Source organism: Microbacterium sp. LMI1-1-1.1 (assembly GCF_040815675.1).
Classification (GTDB): Bacteria; Actinomycetota; Actinomycetes; order Actinomycetales; family Microbacteriaceae; genus Microbacterium.
Genome location: NZ_JBFPNN010000007.1, coordinates 46,355 through 67,021 on the forward strand (window position 1 = coordinate 46,355; position 20,667 = coordinate 67,021).

At 73.1% G+C, this 20,667-nt stretch carries 19 protein-coding genes; 9 read left to right on the top strand and 10 right to left on the bottom strand.

Going from position 1 to position 20,667, the window contains the following annotated elements:
- Nucleotides 1–91: 91 nt before the first annotated feature.
- Both MRBLMI1_RS06160 and MRBLMI1_RS06165 read right to left on the bottom strand, forming a co-directional pair.
- Nucleotides 92–727: a metal-dependent transcriptional regulator gene (locus tag MRBLMI1_RS06160; protein ID WP_367728354.1), complete on the bottom strand. Its 636-nt coding sequence runs from the start codon at nucleotides 725–727 to the stop codon at nucleotides 92–94.
- Nucleotides 728–737: 10 nt separating this feature from the next.
- Nucleotides 738–2,114 carry an Nramp family divalent metal transporter gene (locus MRBLMI1_RS06165; RefSeq protein WP_414685811.1) on the bottom strand — a complete coding sequence of 459 codons (1,377 nt, stop codon included), beginning with the start codon at nucleotides 2,112–2,114 and terminating at the stop codon, nucleotides 738–740.
- Between the two features lie 183 nt (nucleotides 2,115–2,297).
- Here MRBLMI1_RS06165 and MRBLMI1_RS06170 point away from each other — a divergent pair, with 183 nt between their 5' ends.
- Nucleotides 2,298–2,936 carry a TrmH family RNA methyltransferase gene (locus tag MRBLMI1_RS06170; RefSeq protein ID WP_367728356.1) on the top strand — a complete coding sequence of 213 codons (639 nt, stop codon included), beginning with the start codon at nucleotides 2,298–2,300 and terminating at the stop codon, nucleotides 2,934–2,936.
- Nucleotides 2,937–3,266: 330 nt separating this feature from the next.
- A complete protein-coding gene (locus MRBLMI1_RS06175) occupies nucleotides 3,267–4,517 on the top strand; it encodes an acyl-CoA dehydrogenase family protein (RefSeq protein WP_367728357.1) in 1,251 nt (416 codons plus the stop codon).
- A gap of 177 nt (nucleotides 4,518–4,694) precedes the next feature.
- On the opposite strand, the gene MRBLMI1_RS06180 is transcribed toward MRBLMI1_RS06175, so the two are convergent.
- Entirely contained in the window at nucleotides 4,695–5,234 is a 540-nt protein-coding gene (locus tag MRBLMI1_RS06180) for a hypothetical protein (protein ID WP_367728360.1), read from the bottom strand.
- A 49-nt stretch (nucleotides 5,235–5,283) separates the two neighbouring features.
- A complete protein-coding gene (locus tag MRBLMI1_RS06185) occupies nucleotides 5,284–6,606 on the bottom strand; it encodes an MATE family efflux transporter (RefSeq protein ID WP_367728364.1) in 1,323 nt (440 codons plus the stop codon).
- 91 nt (nucleotides 6,607–6,697) lie between these two features.
- Between MRBLMI1_RS06185 and MRBLMI1_RS06190 the strand changes: the two genes are divergently transcribed.
- Together MRBLMI1_RS06190 and MRBLMI1_RS06195 are read left to right on the top strand one after the other, a co-directional pair.
- Complete coding sequence (locus MRBLMI1_RS06190; RefSeq protein ID WP_367728366.1) at nucleotides 6,698–8,989, top strand: M13 family metallopeptidase; 2,292 nt, start codon at nucleotides 6,698–6,700, stop codon at nucleotides 8,987–8,989.
- A gap of 47 nt (nucleotides 8,990–9,036) precedes the next feature.
- Nucleotides 9,037–9,999, top strand: a complete 963-nt coding sequence (locus tag MRBLMI1_RS06195) for a serine hydrolase (protein ID WP_367728368.1) — start codon at nucleotides 9,037–9,039, stop codon at nucleotides 9,997–9,999.
- A gap of 4 nt (nucleotides 10,000–10,003) precedes the next feature.
- On the opposite strand, the gene MRBLMI1_RS06200 is transcribed toward MRBLMI1_RS06195, so the two are convergent.
- Together MRBLMI1_RS06200 and MRBLMI1_RS06205 are read right to left on the bottom strand one after the other, a co-directional pair.
- A complete protein-coding gene (locus MRBLMI1_RS06200; RefSeq protein WP_367728369.1) occupies nucleotides 10,004–11,335 on the bottom strand; it encodes an MFS transporter in 1,332 nt (443 codons plus the stop codon).
- Nucleotides 11,332–11,856, bottom strand: a complete 525-nt coding sequence (locus tag MRBLMI1_RS06205; protein ID WP_367728371.1) for a helix-turn-helix domain-containing protein — start codon at nucleotides 11,854–11,856, stop codon at nucleotides 11,332–11,334. Before MRBLMI1_RS06205 ends, MRBLMI1_RS06200 begins: the two co-directional genes overlap by 4 nt.
- Nucleotides 11,857–12,011: 155 nt before the next feature.
- Between MRBLMI1_RS06205 and MRBLMI1_RS06210 the strand changes: the two genes are divergently transcribed.
- Nucleotides 12,012–12,287: a hypothetical protein gene (locus MRBLMI1_RS06210; RefSeq protein ID WP_367728375.1), complete on the top strand. Its 276-nt coding sequence runs from the start codon at nucleotides 12,012–12,014 to the stop codon at nucleotides 12,285–12,287.
- Between the two features lie 14 nt (nucleotides 12,288–12,301).
- Nucleotides 12,302–13,186 carry an FHA domain-containing protein gene (locus tag MRBLMI1_RS06215; protein WP_367728377.1) on the top strand — a complete coding sequence of 295 codons (885 nt, stop codon included), beginning with the start codon at nucleotides 12,302–12,304 and terminating at the stop codon, nucleotides 13,184–13,186.
- A 51-nt stretch (nucleotides 13,187–13,237) separates the two neighbouring features.
- Here the strand turns inward: MRBLMI1_RS06215 and purU are convergent, their stop codons facing one another.
- On the bottom strand, nucleotides 13,238–14,125 hold the full coding sequence (gene purU / locus MRBLMI1_RS06220) for a formyltetrahydrofolate deformylase (RefSeq protein ID WP_367728379.1): 888 nt from the start codon (nucleotides 14,123–14,125) through the stop codon (nucleotides 13,238–13,240).
- A gap of 216 nt (nucleotides 14,126–14,341) precedes the next feature.
- Between purU and MRBLMI1_RS06225 the strand changes: the two genes are divergently transcribed.
- Complete coding sequence (locus MRBLMI1_RS06225) at nucleotides 14,342–15,664, top strand: MFS transporter (RefSeq protein WP_367728380.1); 1,323 nt, start codon at nucleotides 14,342–14,344, stop codon at nucleotides 15,662–15,664.
- 61 nt (nucleotides 15,665–15,725) lie between these two features.
- Nucleotides 15,726–16,127, top strand: a complete 402-nt coding sequence (locus tag MRBLMI1_RS06230) for an arsenate reductase ArsC (protein WP_367728382.1) — start codon at nucleotides 15,726–15,728, stop codon at nucleotides 16,125–16,127.
- Between the two features lie 12 nt (nucleotides 16,128–16,139).
- On the opposite strand, the gene MRBLMI1_RS06235 is transcribed toward MRBLMI1_RS06230, so the two are convergent.
- Nucleotides 16,140–17,651, bottom strand: a complete 1,512-nt coding sequence (locus tag MRBLMI1_RS06235) for a LuxR C-terminal-related transcriptional regulator (protein WP_367728384.1) — start codon at nucleotides 17,649–17,651, stop codon at nucleotides 16,140–16,142.
- A gap of 442 nt (nucleotides 17,652–18,093) precedes the next feature.
- Between MRBLMI1_RS06235 and MRBLMI1_RS06240 the strand changes: the two genes are divergently transcribed.
- Nucleotides 18,094–19,770 carry a sigma-70 family RNA polymerase sigma factor gene (locus tag MRBLMI1_RS06240; RefSeq protein ID WP_367728385.1) on the top strand — a complete coding sequence of 559 codons (1,677 nt, stop codon included), beginning with the start codon at nucleotides 18,094–18,096 and terminating at the stop codon, nucleotides 19,768–19,770.
- An 8-nt stretch (nucleotides 19,771–19,778) separates the two neighbouring features.
- Here MRBLMI1_RS06240 and MRBLMI1_RS06245 read toward each other — a convergent pair whose 3' ends face one another.
- Complete coding sequence (locus tag MRBLMI1_RS06245; protein ID WP_367728387.1) at nucleotides 19,779–20,354, bottom strand: hypothetical protein; 576 nt, start codon at nucleotides 20,352–20,354, stop codon at nucleotides 19,779–19,781.
- Nucleotides 20,355–20,452: 98 nt separating this feature from the next.
- The gene (locus tag MRBLMI1_RS06250; protein WP_367728388.1) at nucleotides 20,453–20,662 is read right to left on the bottom strand and encodes a multidrug transporter; all 210 of its coding nucleotides are present in this window, start codon (nucleotides 20,660–20,662) and stop codon (nucleotides 20,453–20,455) included.
- Between the last annotated feature and the right edge of the window lie 5 nt (nucleotides 20,663–20,667).

Below are 20,667 nucleotides of genomic sequence, written 5' to 3' on the forward strand. Positions count from 1 at the left end.
TTGCCCCATATGTACGCCGGAGGCGCTCCCTGGCGTGCATATGCGACAAGTCAGCGCGGGGGTCGGCGCGAACGCGGCCGAGACCCGGGGGTCAGCGCGTGAGCCAGACCGACGTCGGCGCCCCCGCCGGCAGCGTCACCGCGACGCCGTCGGCGCGCACGACGCCGTCTCCGACGACCTCCAGCTCGTGGCCCACGTCGATCCCCCGCTCCACCATGGCCTGCAGCAGCTCCGGGTCGCGGTCGCTCACGCGCAGCACGCGGCCGGAATGACCCGACGCGGCCTCGGCCAGCAGGACGAAGGGCTCGCGGTGCACGGCGCCGGTGGCATCCGGGATCGCATCCCCGTGCGGGTCGAACCGGGGGTGACCGAGGCGGTCGTCGATGCCGTCGAGCAGACGCTCGCTGAGCGCATGCTCCAGGACCTCGGCCTCGTCGTGCACCTCGTGCCAGGCGTAGCCGAACTCGCGGACCAGCCAGGTCTCGACGAGACGGTGCCGACGGATGACCCCGGCCGCCCGCTTCCGCCCCGCGGGGGTGAGCGAGACCGGGCCGTACGGTCGATGCGTCACGAGCCCCTGCGCCGCGAGCTTCTTGACCATCTCCGTCACGCTCGAGGGGGCGAGCCCCAGGACCGTCGCGAGCTGCGACGGCGTGATCGGGTCGTCCTGCCACTCGGTGTGGTGGTAGATGGCCTTGAGGTAGTCGTCGGCCACGGGCGATTCCACGGGCGTCAGTCTATGCGCCGGTGAAGACCAGCCAGAGGAGCACCCCGTTGAGCGTGATCAGGAAGAGGGATGCCAGGACTCCCGCGACCGTGGTCAGCATGTGGTTGCGGTAGGCGCCGAGCAGGTCCCGCCGTGCGGTCAGGGCGACCAGCGGCACGAGGGCGAACGGGATGCCGAACGACAGCACCACTTGACTCAGCACGAGCGCGAGCGTGGGGTCGACGCCGAGGGCCAGGATGCCGAGCGCCGGGAGGAGGGTGACGAGCCGCCGGGCGAGGAGCGGGACGCGGACGCGCAGGAGGCCGTGCATGATCTCCGCGCCGGCGTAGGCGCCCACCGAGGTCGAGGCCAGGCCACTGGCGAGCAGGCCCACGGCGAACATCGTCGCGACGAGCGGTCCGAGCCCATCGCGGAGGGCCGTGTAGGCGCCCTCGAGGCTGTCCGTGCCGTCGACGCCGGCGAGGTTCGCGGCGGCGAGCAGCAGGATCGCCAGGTTGACGGTGCCGGCGACGGCGAGGGCGATCGTGACGTCCCAGCGGGTGGCGCGCAGCAGGCGCGGGGTGGCGATGCCGCGGGCCCGCTCCAGGTCGGCGCCGGGGGCGACGACGGGGGCGGGGGCGGGGGGAGTGGCCTCGGCCGGGGTGGCGGCGGCCGTGGCGCCGGTCGCCGGGGTGGTCGCCGGTGCCGCGGGGGCGAAGCGGTCGCGGGTGAGCGCCGAGTGGGCGTAGATCGCGTGGGGCATGATCGTGGCGCCGAGGATGGATGCCGCCAGCAGCACCGAGCTCGTCCCGTCGAACCGCGGGACCAGACCCTCGACCACGCTGCCCGCGTCCGGCGGCGCGAGGAAGAGACCGAAGGTGAAGCCCGCCGCGATGATGACGAGCAGCCCGATGAGCACGGTCTCGAAGGCGCGCGCGCCGCGGCGGGACTGCACGACGAGCAGCAGCATCGACACCACCCCCGTGATCGCCCCGCCCCACACGAGCGGGACGCCGAAGAGGAGGTTCAGTGCGACGGCGCCGCCGATGACCTCGGCGACGTCGGTGGCCATCGCGACGAGCTCGGCCTGCAGCCAGTACGCGCGACGGGCCCACGGACGGCGGATGCGGCGGCCCAGCACCTGCGGGAGGCTCTCGCCCGTCACGATGCCGAGCTTGGCCGAGAGGTACTGGATGAGCCAGGCCATCACGTTGCCGAGCACGACCACCCAGACCAGCAGGTAGCCGAAGACCGCCCCGGCCGTCATGTTGCTGGCGACGTTCCCCGGGTCCAGGTACGCGACGCCGGCGACGAGCGCCGGGCCGAGGAGCCAGGCGGCGCGCCCCGGCCGGTGGCGCCTGTCCGGGGCGGCCGTCGTGGGGGCGGCATCCATCGTATTTTTCGGCATGCCGAAACCCTAGCGAGATTTCGGGATGCCGAAAAGTCTGCGCGAGTCCGCCGTGCGGCGCGAGTGGCCCCGGGGCCACCCTCCGCGCCCCGGGGCCACTTGCGAGCTGCCGGGCTCGCACGGCAACGCGAGCCCCGACCGTCGCCGCCGGGCACGACGCGGGGGCGCCGGTAGCCTGGGCCGGTGACGACGGACGCCGACGACAGCACCTCTCCGGCTCCGACGCACGGGGTCGGGCCCTGGCCGGGCGGCCCGGACGCGTGGCCCGACGACCCGCGCTACGACCCGGACCTGCTCGCCGACGGCGACACCCGCAACGTCGTCGACGCCTACCGGTACTGGACGATGGAGGCCATCGTCGCGGACCTGGATGCCAAGAGGCACCCCTTCCACGTCGCGATCGAGAACTGGCAGCACGACCTGAACATCGGGTCGATCGTCCGCAGCGCGAACGCGTTCCTCGCGGCCGAGGTCCACATCATCGGCAAACGCCGCTGGAACCGCCGCGGCGCGATGGTCACCGACCGGTACCAGCACGTGCGGCACCACGAGGACGTGGCGGCGTTCGCCGCGTGGGCGGCGGCGGCATCCCTCCCCGTCGTCGCGGTGGACAACGTCGACGGGTCCGTCCCGGTCGACCGGGCCGAGCTCCCCGAGGCGTGCGTGCTGCTGTTCGGGCAGGAGGGGCCGGGGCTGTCGCCCGAGGCGCTCGCCGCCGCCACCGGTGTCGTCGAGATCACCCAGTACGGCTCGACGCGATCGATCAACGCCGCCTCCGCGGCCGCGGTCGTGATGTACGAGTGGTGCCGTCGCTGGGCCTGACGCCCCCCCGCCGTCCGGCGCAGCGCCCCCCGCCGCTGGGCGTGACGCCCCCCGCCAACCGTCCGGCGAAACGCCCCGCCAACCGTCCGGCGCAGCGCCCCGCCAACCGTCCGGCGCGAGACCCAACCCGCCGTTCGGCGAGTGTGACGACGCACACGGTCTTCGTCGGTAACAAACCTCGGCCGCGGGCGCGGACGGTTGTTGACTGTGGCCACGAAGCCGCGACACGGGCGATGAGGACGGATGCGTCCCGCCGCTCGCCGAGCGGACCTGCCCATCGCCGGTGGCAGCCGGGGAGGGCACGACACCGAATCGCACACCCTGGAAGGAATGACCATGACGATCACGGATTCAGTGACCACGGGCCTGGCCGACCGTTGGCGGGACGCAGCCGCTCCTCACACTAGCGCCGGCTGGATCGACCGCGCCCGGGAGGTCGGCGACATCCTCGCCGCCGACGCGGTCGAGCGCGACCGTGCCAACCTCGCGCCGTTCACCGAGGTCGAGCTGCTCAAGCGTTCCGGACTGGTGACCCTGCTCGGTCCGCGCGAGCACGGCGGCGCGGGCGAGACGTGGGACACCGCCTACCGCGTGATCCGGGCGGTGGCCCGCGGCGACGGGTCGATCGGGCAGCTTCTCGGCTACCACTACCTGTGGGCGTGGGCGGCCCGTCTGGTCGCGACCGACGAGCAGATCTCCGCGGTCGAGGAGCTCTACACGCGCAACACATTCCTGTTCGGCGGAGCGGTGAACCCCCGCGACTCCGACCTCGTCATCCGCGAGGAGGGCGACGAGCTGGTGTTCTCGGGGCGGAAATCGTTCTCGACCGGCGGACGCGTGTCCGACCTCACCGTGCTCGAAGGGGTGCTCGAGGGCACCGACACGCATGTCTTCGCCATCGTCCCGACCGCGCAGGAGGGCATCGTCTTCGCCGGCGACTGGGACAACCTCGGCCAGCGCCTCACCGAGTCGGGGTCGGTGGAGATCCGCGACGTCCGGGTGAACTGGGCGGATGCCGCCGGCTTCGTCGACAAGCAGTTCCAGCCCCTCGTGTACAACACGTTGAACGTCCCGGCGATCCAGCTCGTCTTCGCGAACTTCTATCTGGGCATCGCGCAGGGGGCGCTGGAGACCGCGTCGGCGTATACGCGCGAGCGCACCCGCCCGTGGCCGTACGGCGGTGACGACAAGGCCCGCGCCGCGGACGAGTGGTACCTCCTCGAGGGGTACGGCGAGCTGCAGTCCCGGCTGTGGGCGGACGAAGCCCTCCTGGATGCCGCCGGGGCCGAGATCAGCGCCGTGCTGCACGCGCCGCGCGAAGAGCTCACCGAGCGTCGGCGCGGTGAGATCGCCGTGCGCATCGCCGCGGGCAAGCTCCGCATCGTCGACGACGGCCTCGAGGTCGCGTCGAAGGTGTTCGAGCTGACCGGGGCGCGGGCCACGTCGAACGCCGTCGGGCTCGACATCTTCTGGCGCAACCTCCGGACGCACAGCCTGCACGACCCGATCGCGTACAAGAAGCGCGAGGTCGGCGAGTACGTGCTGCTGAACCAAGTGCCGACGCCCACCTGGTACACCTGACGTCTTCCTGCGCTGACTTGTCGCAGATGTACGCGTGGCGGCGTCTTTCGCGTGCATTTGCGGCAAGTCAGCGCTGGGGGTTTGCCCTGTGGCCGTGACGGGGGCGCAGATGTACGCACGACGGGGGGCTCGGCGTGCATCTGCGGCACGTCGGAGCACAGGGGCTCCGCTGACCTCTCAGGTGCCGGAGCGGGGGTGGACCTCGTAGACGAACACCGCGTCGGCCGTGGCGTCGACCAGCACCGCGCCCGCCTGCACGGGAAGGCGCGTGGGCGCCGGCTGATCGCCGCCCGGCGCGGAGCAGGGGACTTCGAACAGCTCGCCCGGCGAGCCGAACCGCACCCCGAGCGCGGACCCGTCGAGGCTCTGGCACGCGAGAACCACCTCGAACGCTCCCGCGTCCTCGGGGAGCGTCACGCTGGCGCCCGTCTCACCGACCTGGCCGGTGCCGCGGGCGATGGCGGTGCTGCCGCCCAGCGCGTTCTCGGGCAGAGCGAGAGCCGCCCACGCCTGCAGCGACGCCGCGTCCCGGGGGAGTGCGTCCGGCGCGGTCGGCGGCGACACGGTCACGGTCGGGGTGGCGGTGGCCCGCGCGGTGGGGCTCGCATCCGGAGCGGACGAGGACGGCGCGGACTCGTCGGCCGCGCCGGTGCAGCCGGCCAGCAGGACGGCGGACAGGGACAGGACGGCGACGACGGCCGAGCGGGACGACCTCATGCCCCGCACCGTACGCCCCGCGGCTGGGAACGACCAGGGGAGGGATGCCTCACGCTCCCGCCGTCATCCAGGCCCGGCCCCGCACGCGCAGGCCCAACGTCACGGCGCGGGCGAGCAGGTACACGCCGAAGAAGGCGGCGGCCAGCCAGGCCAATCCTCCGCCGCCGCCGCCGGCGAGGGCGGCGACGAGGAGGAGGGCGGGGATGTAGGGCACGAGGTTGAGCACGCCCGCGAGCGCGAGGTACCGGGCATCGCCCGCGCCGATCAGCACGCCGTCGAGGACGAAGACGAAGGCCGCGAGCGGCTGGGCCACCGCGAGCACGAGCAACGCCGGCTGGATGAGGGCCGCCACCGCGGCATCCCCCGTGAAGAGGATCCCGATGACGCCGGACGCCGCCGCGATGAGGCCACCGACGATCACGCCGAACCAGACGCCCCACGCGACGGTGCGACCGAGCACGCGCGTGACGCTGTCGTGGTCGCCGGCGCCGAGCGCCTTGCCGACGAGCGCCTGAGCGGCGATCGCGAGGGCGTCGAGGGCGAAGGCGGCCGTGGAGAAGATGGTGAACGCGATCTGCCATCCGGCGAGCTCGGCCGAGCCGAGGCCGGTGGCGACGGCGACCGTCGCGAGGAAGGCCGCGCGCAGGCTCAGCGTCCGAAGGAACAGCCAGCCGCCGGACTGCGCGGTCCCGCTGAGTCCGGCCCGCTCGGGGCGGAGGGATGCCTCGTGCCGGCGGGCCAGTCGACCGACGACGATCACGTAGGCGCCGACCATCCCCCATTGGGCGACGACCGTCCCCGCCGCGGAACCCGCGACGCCCCAGCCGAAGCCGTAGATGAAGAGGGCGTTCAGCAGCGCGTTCGCGCCGAAGCCGAGCCCGGCGATCCACAGGGGGGTGACGGTGTCCTGCATGCCGCGCAGGAGGCCCGTCGCGGCGAAGACGATGAGCATCGCCGGCAGGCCCCACATCGAGATCGACAGGTAGATGCGCGCCTGCTCGGCGACGTCGGGCGCGGCGCCGAACACGTCGACGATGGCCGGGGTCGTCAGCACACCGGCCAGGGCGAGGACCGCGCCCAGCGTGAGCGCGAGCCACATGCCGTCGATCCCGACCGACACCGCGCGGCCGAACTCGCCCGCGCCGAAGCGGCGGGCGACGGCGGGGGTCGTCGAGTACGCGAGGAACACCATGAGGCCGACGATCGTGTGCAGGACCGCACCGGCGATGCCGAGACCCGCCAGCGGGGCGACGCCGAGGTGGCCGACCATGGCGGAGTCGACGATGAGGAACAGCGGCTCCGCGATCAGCGCACCGAGCGCGGGCAGGGCCAGGCGCAGGATCTCGCGGTTCAGGGTCGGCCTGCTCGTCACCCTCCGAGCCTAGGGCGGGCGGACGGGATGCCGATGGCGCGGCGTGTCCACCCCCGCGCCCGCACCGATGCGGGGCACATATTCTGTCTCCATGACCGAGACCCCCCGCTCCGGACTCGCCCTCGACGAGCTGAGTGACGAGATCCGCCCGCAGGACGATCTGTTCCGCCACGTGAACGGACGTTGGCTGGAGCGCACCGAGATCCCCGACGACAAGGCCCGCTGGGGCTCCTTCCACCTCATCGCGGAGCAGGCCGAGAAGCACGTCCGCGCGATCGTCGAGGAGTCGCAGGATGCCGAGGCGGGCAGCGAGGCCCGCAAGATCGGCGACCTCTTCGCGAGCTTCATGGACACCGACCGCATCGAGGAGCTCGGCCGCACGCCGCTCGCCGCGCAGCTCGACCGCGTCGACGAGGTCGGGGACGTGGCATCCCTCCTCCGCCTCATCGGCGAGCTGGAACGCGACGGGATCAGCGGCCTGGTCACGCTCTTCGTGGAGCCCGATCCGGGCGACCCGACCCGCTACGTGCCGGTGCTCTACCAGGGCGGGCTGTCGATGCCCGACGAGAGCTACTACCGCCTCGACAACTTCGAGGAGACCCGCGCCGCCTACCGGTCGCACATCGAGCGCATCCTCGATCTGGCCGGGGTCGCCGAGCCCGCCGAGGCTGCCGCGCGCATCTTCGCGCTGGAGTCCGAGCTCGCCGGCCACCACTGGTCGCGCGAGGACAGCCGCGACGCGGTCAAGACGTACAACCTCAAGACCTGGGACGAGACGGTCGCCCTCGCTGGCGTCGACCTCGAGCCGTGGCGTGCGGGGGTCGCCCCCGGCTACGACGACGTCTTCGCCGAGGCCGTCGTCTACCAGCCGAGCTTCGTCGAGTCGCTCGGCACCCTCCTGCGCGAGGACCGCCTCGAGGACTGGAAGGCGTGGCTGCGGTTCAAGATCGTGCACGCCTCCGCGGCCTTCCTGTCGGAGCCGTTCGTCGCCGAGAACTTCGCGTTCTACGGCACGCAGCTGACCGGTGTCCCCGTGAACCGGGAGCGCTGGAAGCGCGGCGTCAGCCTCGTCGAGGCCGCCCTCGGCGAGGCCGTCGGCAAGGTCTACGTCGAGCGGCACTTCCCGCCGACGGCCAAGGAGGAGATGGACGTCCTCGTCGACAACCTCATCGAGGCCTACCGCCGGTCGATCTCCTCCCTCGAGTGGATGACCCCCGAGACCCGCGAGCGCGCGCTCGCCAAGCTCGACGCATTCACCCCGAAGATCGGCTACCCCGTGCGGTGGAAGGACTACTCGGACCTCGAGATCGACGCCGCGGACCTCGTCGGCAACGTGCGCCGGGCGCACGTGTGGGACCACGACCGCCAGCTCGCCAAGGTGGGGCGGCCGATCGACCGCGACGAGTGGTACATGACCCCGCAGACGGTCAACGCGTACTACAACCCGCTGATGAACGAGATCGTCTTCCCCGCCGCGATCCTCCAGTACCCCTTCTTCGACGCCGACCGCGACGCCGCCGCCAACTACGGCGGGATCGGCGCGGTCATCGGTCACGAGATCGGTCACGGCTTCGACGACCAGGGCAGCCGCTTCGACGGCGACGGGTCCCTGCGCGACTGGTGGACGGATGCCGACCGCGCCGCGTTCGAGGAGCGGACCAAGGCCCTCATCGCCCAGTACGACGCGCTCGTCCCGCAGGGCCTCGGCGAGGAGCACCACGTCAACGGCGCCCTCACGATCGGTGAGAACATCGGCGACCTCGGTGGTCTGGGCATCGCCATCGCGGCGTACCGTCTGTCGCTGGAGTCGACTCCGGATGCCGCCCCGGCGGGGTCCCTGTCGACCGCGGACGACGACGAGGCCCGGTCCGACGCCACGACCGGCGCGACCGCGGACGCCGCGGACGACGACGCCGCCGCGGCCGCCGCGGACGACGACACCGCGTCGGACGAGGGCGCCGCCATCGAGACCGTCTCCGACGGCGACGCGGCCCCGGACACCGCGGCCGCCGCGGAGGGCACCCTCGACGCGTCGGACGACGACGCCGCGCCCGCACGCACCGACGACGGCTCGGAGGGGGCGGCATCCCTCCCCGACGCCCCCGCGGGGGACGCCGCGATCGTCCACGGTCCGACGGCGGACGGCCCGGTGGTCGACGGGTACACGGGCATTCAGCGGCTGCTGCTGAGCTGGGCGCAGGTGTGGCAGCAGAAGGGCCGGGAGGCCGAGACGATCCGGCTGCTCACGATCGACCCGCACTCGCCGAACGAGTTCCGGTGCAATCAGATCGTGCGTAATATCGAGGCGTTCTACGAAGCGTTCGACGTCACCGAGGGCGACGCCCTGTGGCTCGACGAGGACCAACGCGTCACCATCTGGTGAGACCCCGTTTGTCGCCCTCCTGATGCGAAGGAGTCACACTCGTGGGCATGCCCCCGCTCCCCGAACCCGCCGCGCCCGACCCTGCCGGCGCCCCGGCGGAGTCGTCGAGGCGGGACGCGCCCTCGTTACGGGGTGCGGGGCGCAAGGGGCATAAGCGGCTGCCCCGCCGTGCGGCGGCGGGGCGACGGTCGTTCACCTCGACGCTGCGCGCCCTGGACGAGCTCGCCACGTCGGGCGCACGCGTGTCGGTGCGCATCGACGAGCTCGACGGCGGTTCGGTGGTGCTCGCCGGCGACGACCACGTGACGTTGCCGGTGGGTGGCCTCGGCGTCGTGCCGCTGCTCATCGAGACGGCCGCGGCGATCGAGTCGGGACGCCTGGACGCGCTCGAGATCGTCGATCGCGCGCAGCTGCCCGGCGTGGCCGTCGCGGGCGTCTGGCAGCACCTCAAGGCGCCGGCGCTGCCGTTGTCGGACCTCGCGGTCCTGGCGGCGGCCACCGGAGACGCGCTGGCCGCGAACGCGCTGCTCCACCGGGTGGGTCTGCAGAGCGTCCGCGCGCGCGTCGAGCAGCTGGGCCTGCGGCGTACGGCGCTGCTCGACCGGTTCCGCGACGACCGCGGCCCGGACGACGCCCCGCACCTGGCCCTGTCCACGGCGGGAGAGATGGCGCAGCTGTTCGCCGGCCTCGTCAACTCGTCGCTCGTCTCGCCTGGGGTGAGCGCGCAGGTCGCGGAATGGCTCAGCCTCAACAGCGACTTGTCGCTCGTGGCGTCCGCGACCGGTCTCGACCCGTTCGCGCACGAGAACGACCAGCACGGGCTGCTCTTCGTCAACAAGACGGGACGGGCAGGCGGGGTGCGCGCCGAGGCCGGGGTCCTCGGCGGTCCGCGGGCCGGGGTCGCCTACGCGCTCATCGTCAACTTCGACGACCTCTCCATCGCCCACCGCCTGCGGGCGCACGACGCCTTCCGCGTGCTGGGCGTCGAGCTGATGGAGTACGTGTTCTGACCCGTTAGGCGGTCGCGCGGATCCGCCACACGCTGCGGGAGCTCGACGCGGCGGCGGTGGCGATGACGATCACCGCCGCGCACCCGAGCAGCACCGGCACGGTGCCGAGGCCGTGCGCGAGCGGGCCGACGAGGATCTCCCCGAGCGGGACCGCGACGAAGGACCCGACCATGTCGTACGAGTAGACCCGCGACAGCGCGGCACGGGGGACATGCGCCTGCAGCGACTGGTCCCACGCGATGGCGAACAGCTCGATGGCCAGACCGCCGAGGGCGAACGCCGCGACGAGCGCGGGGAGCGTCGGCGTCAGGGCGAGCGCCACCACCGGGATGGCTGCGGCCGCCATGGCGGCGACGCCGATCCCGAGCGCCCGGCGCGGGCGCCAGCGCAGGGCGAGGAGTGCGCCGGCGCCGAACCCGACCGTCTGCGCCGCCACGACCAGCCCCCACCCGGCGCGGCCGAAGCTCTCGTCGGCGACGAGCGGTCCGAGCACCGTCACCGCGCCCGTGAAGGCGGCGTTGAGCACGGCGAACTGCAGCACGACGATCCAGATCCAGCGGCGGCCGGAGAACTCCCGCCAGCCTTCCCGCAGGTCGGTCAACACCGATGTCGGCGTCGTCGGACCGCTCTCCGCGGGATCGGTGCCGGCGGGATCGCCGTCGGCGGCCCGCGGACCGGCCGCCGTGCCCGCCGCCGCGCCCGCCGTGCCCGTCGCCGTGCCCGTCGCCGCGCCCTCCCCGGCGCCCGCCGCGTCGGGGAGTCGGAGACGCGAGAACAGGACGGCGGCGACGGCGAAGGTCGCGGCATCCACCGCCAAGCCCCACCCGGGCCCCACGACCGCGATGAGACCCGCGCCGGCGGAGGCGCCCACGATGCTGCCCGCGTTCAGGCCGAGTCGCAGCCAGGCGTTGGCGGGGCGCAGCAGGTCGTCCGGGACGGTGTCGGGCACGAGTGCGGCGGCCGCGGGGAGGCTCACGGCCGCGACCGCGCCGTTCAGGACGCCGAGGGCGACCAGGGCGGGGATGCCGGCGGTCCCGGTGAGGACCAGCGCGGCGATCGTTCCCTGGGTCGCCGCGGCCGCGATCGACGTCCCGACGAGCACCACGTTGCGGGGCAGACGGTCCGCGATCACGCCGCCGAAGAGCAGCATGGCGACGTTCGCGAGCGACCGCGCGGCGACGACCAGTCCGAGGTCGGCCGCGGAGCCGGTGAGGTCGAGCACGGCGAAGGCCAGCGCGATGGGTGCCACCGCGTTGCCGACGATGGCGACCGTGCGCGCGGCGAGGAGCCAGCGGAACGGGGCGAAGGAGAGCGGTCCCTCCGTGCGGGCGCTCATCGAGGGGTCCGGAGGGGGAACAGGGCCGCGGTCATCGACACGGGGCGGGTGCCGGGCGACCGGGGCGGCTGCGCGGCGGCGTGGAGCAGCGCCGAGGCCTCGCCGACGTGCTGCACGACGCGCCGCCAGACGGCGGGGTCGAGCCACAGCTCGGCGTCGGTGGACAGGGCGGGTCCGTCGGTCCGGAGCCCGGCGCGGCGGCGCAGCTCGGCGACGAGCGCCTCGACGTACTCCGCCTCGTCCTCGGGCGAACGGGTCCGGGCGGCAGCGTCGACGTCGTACCGGCGGGAGGACGCCTCGTGGCGGTACCGCTTGGCCTCCCCTCCGCGCAGGCGCACGATCTCGACCACGCGGACGAGGCCCACCCGTTCGAGCACCCGCAGGTGGTAGCTCGCCGAAGCCTGCGAGACGCCCAGCTCGCGTCCGGCCTCGGCGGCGCTCAGGGCGGCGCCGGTCAGCAGCGACAGCAGGCGCAGGCGGAGCGGATGCGCGGTGGCGCGCAGCTCGTCGAGGGAGGTCACCCGGACATGCTGCCCGGCTCGCGCGTCACCGTCAAATGTCTCTTTGGGGGTCGACGGAATGGTCCCGCACCCCCGCGTCCGGCGCAATCCCTCATTCCGCGTCGGGACGCGCTGCCACCCTGGTGCCCTCGAAACGAAAAGAAGGGACGCGAGCCATGTCCGACTCCTCCACCACCACCGATCCGTTCGCCGACGCCTCGGGCCCCGAGGGCCATTCGATCACCGACTGGACCGACCTCGGCCGCGAGATGTGGTCCTACCTGACGGGTCGCGGCGCGGCCGTCAACTACTCCTTCGTCGACATGACCGTCGAGGTCCCGCGCGACATCGGCCCCGACGCGCCCCGCGCCACCTGGAAGCTGAACGGCACCCTGCGCGTCACCACGAGCGACGACACTGCGCCCGGCTCCGACCCGCACCGCGGCAGCTGAGACGCGGCGCCGTCATGGTGCGCCTCGACATCGATCTCTCCTTCTCCGAGCAGGAGGAGGGGAGGGATGCCGCCGACCCGCCGTTCGAAGGGACGATCACGGCCGAGGGGAGCGAGATCCGGATCACCGTCAGCGACCCCTCGCGCCTGCCGGGGAACGGACGGCGGACGCTGTCCGAGCTGACGACCGTGGCCGACGCGCTCGCGGCGCGGGGCATCTCGGTCCGGCTGGAGGGGCCCGACGGGCCGATCCTGCAGATGGGGAGCGTCAAGCGCAACGCGCTGCAGCGCATCGTCACCGGGTCGCCGCACATCCGCCTGGGCTCCGTCGCGGCGCTCGCGCCGCTGCTCGTGCGTCGCGGCAATCGCGCCACGGCGTTCCCGGTGCCGCCGGCGACCCCGCTCCCGCTCGTGCCGACGGTCAACCGGGTCGTCCGTCGCCGTGTCACGACGACCCACTACACGCCCGGATCGGGACGGCCGCGCCTCATCTTCGCCATCGGGTCGTCCACCTGGGACGGCAAGGCGCCGCGCGAGTTCGACCTGCTGCCCGAGCGGACCGTCATCGGATCGGGGGAGGAGGCGGACCTGCGTCTGCCCGGCCTCGCGCCGGTGCACGCGGAGATCCGGCACGAGGGCGACGACGAGTACGTCCTCTACGCCTTCGAGTCCACCGGCGGCGGCGGCGCGCGCGACCAGGGCGGCCGGGGCGGCGGGCGCATCCTCCGCACGGGTGCGCGTATAGAGATGGGCGACTGGCGACTGGCGTACTTCCGTGCCGAGTTCGCCGACCACGGGCGGCCGTACGGCGGACGCGTCGGCGGCGAGCTGGCGCGTCAGCGCAAGCAGGCCCCGCGCGGGGGAAGCGGACCGCTCAGCCGCGCGTCCGATCCCGACTGAGGTCCGCCCCGGCTCGGGCGCGTCTCGCGACCCGGGCCGGGACGACCCGGGTCAGTCGGAGAAGACGATCGTGTGGTTGCCGTGGCGGATCACGCGGTCCTCCGCGTGCCAGAGCACGGCACGGGAGAGGACCTGACGCTCGACGTCGGCGCCGCGGCGCGCGAGGTCGGCGGAGGAGTCCGCGTGCGTGACGCGCACGGTGTCCTGCTCGATGATCGGGCCCTCGTCCAGGTCGCCGGTGACGTAGTGCGAGGTCGCGCCGATGAGCTTGACGCCGCGCTCCTTCGCCTTCTTGTAGGGCTCCGCGCCGATGAAGGCGGGCAGGAAGGAGTGGTGGATGTTGATCACCGGCACCCCGATCTTCTCGAGGAACTCCGGCGAGAGGATCTGCATGTACCGCGCGAGGACGACGAAGTCCACGTTGCCCACCAGGAGCTCGAGGATCCGCGCCTCGGAGGCCGACTTGTCCGGTCCGGGCGTGGACGGGACGTGGAAGAACGGCACGCCGAACGACCGGACGTCCTCGGCCGACGTGGTGTGGTTCGACACGACCATCGGCACGCTGACGGGAAGGTCGCCGCGGCGGTGACGCCAGAGCAGGTCGAGCAGGCAGTGGTCCTGCTTCGAGGCCAGGATCGCCATGCGCTTGGGTGTGGCGAGGTCCGTGAGCTTCCACTCCAGCTCGAAGCCGCCGCCGAGGGTCGCCGCGAGGTCCGCCTCGATGTCGGGCAGCGAGGCCGCGAGGTCCGGCTTGTGGAACACCACGCGCTGGAAGTACGCCCCACCGCGCGGGTCGTCGGAGTACTGGTCGAACGCGACGATGTTGCCGCCCTGACGTGCGATGAGCGCGGACACCGCGGCGATGATTCCGGGGGTGTCGCTGCCGTGCACGATGAGGCAGGCGTGGTCGGGCTGCAGGTGGGGGCTCACGGAGGCCATCGGACCATTCTGCCGTGCGCGCGACCGGTCGCCGACCACGTCCCGCGTCGTGTCGGGGCTCGGGATGCCACCCCTCCCGGCTCCGTCCGGGCGGCGCGGCCGCCGGTCCGTGCCGGCGTCCGCTGCGCGCAGCGGCCGCCCCCACCGCGTCGGGGCGCCGATAGCCTGGAGGGGCGCCTCGCTCGAGGCATCCCTCCCCTCGTCCTCAGGAGAAGCGTGACCGGCACCCTGCGCCTCGACCGGCCGGGGTGGCGCACCTGGACCCTGTGGATCGTCGGCGTGCTGGCGTACGTCGTCTCGATCGTGAACCGCACGTCGCTGTCGGCGGTGGGCGTGGACGCCGCGGTGCGCTTCGGCGCGGACGCCTCGGCGCTGTCGATGTTCGCCGTGATCCAGCTGTTCGTCTACGGCGCGATGCAGATCCCGGTGGGGCTGCTGCTCGACCGGTTCGGTGCCCGCCCGATGATCGCCATCGGGATGGTCCTGATGGCCCTCGGGCAGCTCGTGATGGCCTTCGCGGACGCCGTGGGCATCGGCATCCTGGCCCGTGTCCTCATCGGCGCCGGCGACGCGATGATCTTCCCCAGCGTCCTGCGCGTCATCGCGACGTGGTTCCCCGCGCAGCGGGCGCCGATCCTCGTGCAGCTGACCGGCATCATCGGCCAGCTCGGCCAGATCGTGGCGGTCGTTCCCCTGGCGGCGCTTCTGCACGCGACGACGTGGAGCGTGACCTTCGGCAGCGTCGCGGGGCTCGGGGTGCTCTTCGCCGTCCTGACCTTCGCGATCATCCGCAACCGTCCACCCGAGCGGCGCGACGACCCGGTCGACACGTCCGTCGACACCCAGACCGGTGCCATCCGCGTCGTCACCTCCTCCGCGGACCTGCGCCGGGGGTTCCGCGAGACGTGGGCGCACCCCGGGACGCGCCTCGGCTTCTGGTCGCACTTCACCACGCCCTTCGCGGGGACGGCGTTCATGCTGCTGTGGGGGTTCCCGTTCCTCACGGCCGGCGAGGGCTTGGCCCCCGCGACCGCGTCTCTCGTGATGACCACCCTCGTCCTCTTCGGCATCGTCTGCGGGCCGGTCATCGGCGCCCTGTCCAGCCGGCATCCGCAGCGCCGCTCCCGGTGGCTCGTCCTCCCCACGGTGGTCTTCCAGGCCCTCGCCTGGATCGCGGTCGCGGCGTGGCCGGGTCAGGCGCCGGTGTGGCTCCTCATCGTGCTCATGTTCGCGCTGTCGACCGGTGGCCCGGCCTCGATGATCGCGTTCGACCACGCGCGCACCTTCACGCCCAGTCATCGCCTCAGCACGGCGACGGGCATCGTGAACGGCGGCGGCTTCCTGGCCGCGCTTCTGGCGATCCTCTTCATCGGCGTCGCGATGGACGTGCAGGGCGCCGGCACGCCGGAGACCTACTCGCTGGACGCGTTCCGCATCGCCTTCCTCACGCAGGTCCCGCTCTGGGTCGTCGGGGCGGTCGGCATCGTCGTCGAGCGCGGCCGGACGATCCGCCACGTCGGCGGCGTCCTGCCCCGGTGACGACGGCCAGCAGCCGTTCACCTGCGTCGCCTAGCGTTCGAGGGATCCCGAAGGAGAATCGATGACCCGCCCCACCGTGCTTTTCGTGTGCGTCCACAACGCCGGCCGTTCCCAGATGGCCGCCGGCTACCTGCAGCACCTCGCGGGCGACCGCATCGACGTCCTCTCCGCGGGGTCGGCGCCCAAGGACACGATCAACCCGATGGCCATCGCCGCCATGGCCGAGGAGGGCATCGACATCTCGGCCAACCAGCCGAAGATCCTCACCGTCGACGCGGTGAAGACCTCCGACGCCGTCATCACCATGGGATGCGGCGACGCGTGCCCCATCTTCCCGGGCAAGCGCTACGAGGACTGGGAGCTGGACGACCCGGCCGGACAGGACCTCGCGGCGGTCCGCGCCATCCGCGACGACATCCGCGTCCGCGTCGAGTCGCTGATCGACAGCCTCACCGCGCGCTGACACCGGCGCCGGTCACTCCTTGCCCAGCCACAGCGCCTCGTCGCGGGAGTGCGCGCCGAGCTTGCGGTAGAGCGCCCGCACGTGCGTCTTGGCGGTGTTGATCGAGACGTGCAGGGCGGATGCCACCTCCGACAGGGTCGCGTGGGTCTCCAGCGCGTCCAGCATCTCCCGCTCCCGCCGCGTCAGCTTGATGCGCGGGAGGTACTCCCACGGCCGGGGCACCTCGGCGGCACTCGTGCCGACGAGCGGCAGGAGCTCCTCGCGCAGCTCGGGCGTCGCCTGCGCGAGGGCGCTGAAGGCGCGGTGGTGCGCCACGGACGACGCGGCCAGCCGCAGGGTGTTCTCGGAGAGGGCTCCGGATGCCGCCAGCTCGGCGGACGCGAAGACCACCGCGCCCGAGGGCAGATGCCGGGTGGGGATGTGCTCGCGCCGGGCTGACTCGCCCGCGAGCATGACGTTGAGGGCCTGCTCGGGACGCCCCCGCAGCAGCGCCTGCCGGGCGAGCGAGGTGACGACGCCGCTGTGCCGGCGCAGCAGGCCCGGGGTGAGCATCGTGCGCTCGGCGGCGCGGAGGTCGCCGACCGCCTGGTACAGGCTCGCGAGGTCCGCGCGGAGCGTCGCACCCGAGAGGGATCCGGGGCCGTGGCGCTCCGCGCTCGCGACGATCTCGGAGGTGATGCTGTGGATCGCGTCCCAGGCCTCCCCGGCGAAGATCGCGGAGGTGGCGCCGGCGTGCAGCGCGACCCACCCGAACTCGCTCGCGCGGATCCCGTCGTCCACCAGGTCGAGGAGGCGGTTGGCCTCGTCGGTGTCGAGATCGGACAGGGCGAGCAGGACGCGGGCGAGCAGGCCGGGGGCCTCGAGACGGCGGGCCACCGTGTCGGTCGGGCTCCGCGCGAAGGGTCCCTCGATCAGGGCCGCGGCGTCCGCGTAGCGCTCCTCGAGCGCATGGACGAGCGCGAGGTGCTCGCGTGCGTACCTGGCGTAGGGGTGCCCGCCGCCCGTGCGCGCCCAGCGGAGGGCCTCCGCGTAGCAGGCGGTGGATGCCTCGATGTCGCCGGCCAGCAGCTTCGCGGTGCCGCAGCGCACGTACGTCGCGGGCAGCACGTCGCTGTACTCGCTGCTGACCGTCTGAGCCGACCGGATGAGCTCGAGCATCACGTCGGCGATACCGGACGCCTGCTCGTACCAGCCGTGGGCGATGGAGTCGCGGATGCGGGCCGCCTCGACGCCGAGGAGGTCGCGGAGCTCGGGGTGGTCCTGCGACTCGACCCATGCGAGGAAGCGTCGCTGCGCCGCCTGCTGGACGAGGCCGTCGGCGTCTCGGGCCGACCGGGCGAGAGCGCGGGACATGCCGTGCCGAGGGTGTTCGGCGAACCACTCCTCGGGCAGGGCGTCCAGAGCCCGGTCGACGAGGGCGGGATCCAGCAGCAGGAGGCGGAGGAAATGCGCGTCGAAGATGTCGTTCACCTCGTCCCACGCGCGGCGGGAGAGGGCGTCTTCAAGGGACGAGACGGAGTGCATCGAATACCTCCCTGCGAGCCGAAAAGGTGATGTTCCTCGTCCGTTTCAGTGAAGTCCGGTGCCTGGAATCCACAGCTTCGCCGCACGAAACTCACCCGAAAAATCACCCTCGCCTTGATTGTGACCCATGAAGGGAGCGTTCGGGCGTTAGCGCTCACACGCGCGAGCGGGTGATGTGGGTGATGAAAAACGCTGGGTTCGGTGGCGCAGAGGGCGGATCGTGTGGCGGGATGGACGGGTGATCAGTCAGACCACGAACAGCTCCCGTCCGCGGAACCCCTTCGCGGTGGCCGGACGGTGAGGATCCGACGCGCAGGACAACGGGTATGACCCGCGCGACGGAGAACGAGGAGACCGGGGGGCCTCCTCGGTGCGACCGGTGGCGGTATGCCCCCGCCGGTCGCACCCCACCCGGCTGGTGCGTCCACAGGTGCGCGTGCCGATGAGGGTGCGCGGCGCCGTCCCGTCCGACCGGGAGCTGCTCGAGCGCGTGCGAGCGGGCGATCGTTCCGCGTACGCGCACCTGTGGTCACGTCACGCCGAGGCCGTGAGAGCCGCGGCATCCCTCTTCACGTCCTTCGACGCGGACGACGTCACCGGCGAGACGTTCTCGCGCACCCTGGCGGCGATCGACCGCGGCAACGGCCCGAGGGGGGCCTTCCGCCCGTACGCCCTCGCCGCCGCGCGCAACATCGCCGTCGAGTGGAGCCGCCGGCCGTCCGAGGCGTCTCTCGACACCCGCTTCGAGCCCCGGGACGACAGCTCCGCCGACTTCGCATCCGCCCTCGCGGACGACCGTTCGCTGGCCTCGCAGGCCTTCCGGTCCCTCCCCGGCCGGTGGCAGGAGGTGCTCTGGTACAGCGAGATCGAGCGGATGCGTCCGGCCGAGATCGGGCCGCTGCTCGGCATGAAGCCGAACGCGGTCGCGGCCCTCGCCCTGCGCGCGCGGGAGGGACTGCGTCAGGGGTGGATCCAGGCGCACCTCCGGTCGGCGGATCTCGCGGCGGAGCACCGGTGGGTCGTGGAACGCGCGGGCCGGTACTGGCGCGGGGCTCTGGCCTCGTCGTCCCGGCGCCTCGTCGAGGACCACCTCGACGTGTGCGAGGACTGCCGGAGGGCCTTCGCGGAGGCGGAACGCGAGACGCGGCGCATCGCGGTCGTGCTGCTCGCCCTCGTCCTGGGGTCGGCAGCCCCCGGCTACGCGGCCTGGACCGCCTACCGCGCCGCCCTCACCACGGGAGCCGTGGCGGCGCCGCGCGGGCGGGACAGAGGACGGATGCCGTCGGTCCGTGCCGCCGTCGGGGGAGCCGCGCTGGCGACGGTCCTCGGCGGAACCGTCGTGTTCGCGGCGGTCATGACGTCGACGGTCGACACGGCGGCACCGGACGTCCGAGATCAGGTGGTCGCCCTCCCGACCTCCCCGCCCGTGGACGCGACGACCCCCGCGGCTCCGACGGCGCCCCCGACGGCCGACGAGGTGCGCACGCCGGATCCCGCAGACGGGCTCGTGCCGGATGCCGGGGAGGCGCCGGAAGCACCGCCGGCGGACCCAGGAGGGTCGGATGCCGTGGCGCCGTCGGCCGGTGACATCCGCGAGGAGGGTCGGGAGCAGGGGGCGGGCGCCGTTCCCGCCTCCGAACCCTCCCGGTCCGCGACGGAAGCCGCGGATCGATCGCCGTCCGAGCCGCCCTCCCCGGTCCCGGATGCCGAGCAGTCGCCGGCGCCCGCCCCTCCGCCGTCGCCCGTACCGACCGCATCGGTGACGCCCTCCCCGTCTCCGACGGCGCCCCCGTCGCCCGTGCCGACACGGACCCCGTCCCCGACGCCGATTCCGTCTCCGGCGCCCACGCCGTCCCCGACACCGACCCCGTCTCCAACGCCCACGCCGGCTCCGGCTCCGTCGCCGTTGCCGTCGCCGTCTCCGACGCCCGCCCCGGCTCCGTCGCCGTCGCCATCTCCGACGCCCGCGCCGGTGCCGGCTCCGTCGCCACCGACGTCCTCGCCCACCCCGTCGCCGGCGCCGCTCCTGCCGGTGTGCCGTCTCACCGACCCGTTCCTCTGGCAGCCCGGCACGCCCGTGATCGTCTGCACGCCGGCGGCGGGCTCACCGGCGGGCTGATCCTCGGGTCACCGGCCGGACCGTCGAGCGTCCAGATACGCGCTCACGAGGAGATCGAGCCGGGATTCTGTCGGCGCCGGTCGTGAGCGCGCGGGCGTGCGAAGGTGCTCGTCGATGCGCACGAGTCGGCAGTGGCGACCGTCGGGCCGACGGTCCGTCGCACCGAGGGTCGAGATGACCACCGACAGGCGCACGCTCTCGACCACGACGAGACCGACCTCCGGTGCCCCGGTGAGCGTCCGGCGGACGGCGAGGAGGTGACGATGGATGCCGGGGTAGTGGGCGGCGACGAGGTCGACGTCCGACGCGGTCGGGTCGACGGACCCGATGGCTGCCCGGCGCGCTGCCCTCCGCGCGTTCGCCGCGTCGGCGCGCAGCGGCAGCAGCTGGCGCCGCAGCGGCGGGAGCACACTCCGCCATTGCCGCCCGCGGTCCGTTCGCTCGAACGGCAGAAGCCCGCCGAGCAGATCCGCCGGGATGGTGCGGCCCGCCACGCGCAGGATGTGCGGCGCCGACAGGCGCACGAAGCCGTCGACGCGATCAGCGGGCAGCGGCTGGAACCCGGACGGTTCTCCGTTGGACATGGCATCCCCTTCCGCCCCGTTCACGGAGAACGGTGGCCTCAAGGGGAAGACGAGCGAGACCGGCGATCATGACGCCGGGTCCCGGAATTCGCCCGCTTCTACGGCTCGGTGACCGGGACGTCCTTCTCGGCGGCGGGGTCGCCGGGCCCGGGACCGGGACGAACGGCGGCGTCGTCGCGCACATCGATCCGCGTCACGCCGTCGTGCTCGGTGACGTCGAAGCGCGGTGCCGCGTCCTCCTCGGTCGCCTTCGGGGCGCTCGTGAGCTGGTCGCGCCGGTTCTCTTCGAAGCTCTTCTCGTCGCTCATCTCGA